The 1,332-nt window shown below is 60.3% G+C and carries 1 protein-coding gene; it reads right to left on the bottom strand.

Annotation, left to right across the window (positions count from 1 at the left end):
• Positions 1-969: 969 nt before the first annotated feature.
• Positions 970-1,332: tetratricopeptide repeat protein (locus D451_RS26970; RefSeq protein WP_036568811.1), on the bottom strand; the 363-nt coding region annotated here is incomplete at its 5' end.

The following is a 1,332-nucleotide window of genomic DNA, read 5'->3' as shown; positions in this document are numbered from 1 at the left end:
ACAGTCCGTGATCATGGCAGGTTCAGAGTCGTCTCGCAGGGCTTTTGAGATGAGCTCTAAGGGAGCGATGGCGGGTGCAGATAAACCGGTTCAATGGGAAGGCCAGGTCCGTGGTGCAAGCTGGAACCGTTTACGGAGGCATCCATGTGAACGCTGGTCGTGAACAACCTGACACGCCGATCGCTGTATCAGCCGAACTCGTTAAGTGGAAGAACGTAACGGTGCAAGGCCCGGACAAGGCATGGAGGTCTGTTCCGGTTGCTGAGTGTGTACAGGTCGTCGTGCAACGAGTTCATGGAGCCGAGGCCGTGATCACGCGTCCACGCCTTAACGTCGTGTCACGGCTTCCAGCTCGTCCCTGTTACACCCCGCCTCCTGGCCCTATCCGCTCTCAGATATCGCTGCATGAGATGTGGATTGCTGATTTGAGCTCGGACAGGCCACGTGTGGAGCCTGATACGGGTTCGGCACGTTTTGAGTTCGATTTGGCAGATGGGAAGGCCGAGTCCTTCCTGGTCTACCTTGATGGGTTGATCGATCCTGAGGAGGACCTCGTGATTGAACAGGAGTGCACGTTCTGGTTTGAGGTGGAGTGGATGTGCGAAGGACGTCGGGGGGTTGCGGACACTGGTGATCCCGATGGGTGGCCGTTTTTCTGGCATCCACAACGGCCTTCACTTGGCGTGCAAGGTGGATGAATGCTCAGACACCTGATCTGCTGGGTTCTTGCTTGCTGAGGCGTGTTTTCCGCATGGGGCGACGGCGGAGGTCGGGGTGATCGCCGCGCTGTGGTGCCTCCGGCCGAGGTGAGCAATCTGGTTCTGGTGCGGTAGTCGGTTCAGGGGGGGCGTATCCGGAGCAGCGCAGGGCCACCGGCCTCAGGTGAGAACGAAGGTGCACTCCTCCTGGCCTGGGGGTTTCCTCGTGTTCGGGCCTGCGGGTCATGGAGTCAAAGGGCACCTGGCCAGGTCATTTCTCGGATGATTCGTCCTGCCAGAGCCGGAGGATCTGTTCACTGTCCTGCGTGTCGGGGTGGCTGGGGCCGAGTACTCGCTTTTGGTCGGTCACCAGGGCGGTCAACAGACGGATGGCATTAAAGGTGTCACCGGACTTATAGCTCCACACGACGAGGTTGCCTCGGGTGATGAGGGTGTTGGGGTGGTCGGGGCCGAGGATGCGTAGCTGGTCGGTGAGGAGTTGTTCGAAGGCGTGGGTGGCGCCTTCGGCGTCTCCGGTTTCTCCGCGCCAGTAGGCGAGGTTGCCTCGGGTGGTGAGGGTGTTGGGGTGGTCGGGGCCGAGGATGCGTAGCTGGTCGGTGAGGAGTTGTTCGAA

It is taken from the genome of Nocardiopsis alba DSM 43377 (genome assembly GCF_000341225.1).
Classification (GTDB): domain Bacteria; phylum Actinomycetota; class Actinomycetes; order Streptosporangiales; family Streptosporangiaceae; genus Nocardiopsis; species Nocardiopsis alba.
The sequence above is the reverse complement of the archived record's forward strand: the minus strand, read 5'-3'. Positions and strand labels throughout refer to the sequence as shown.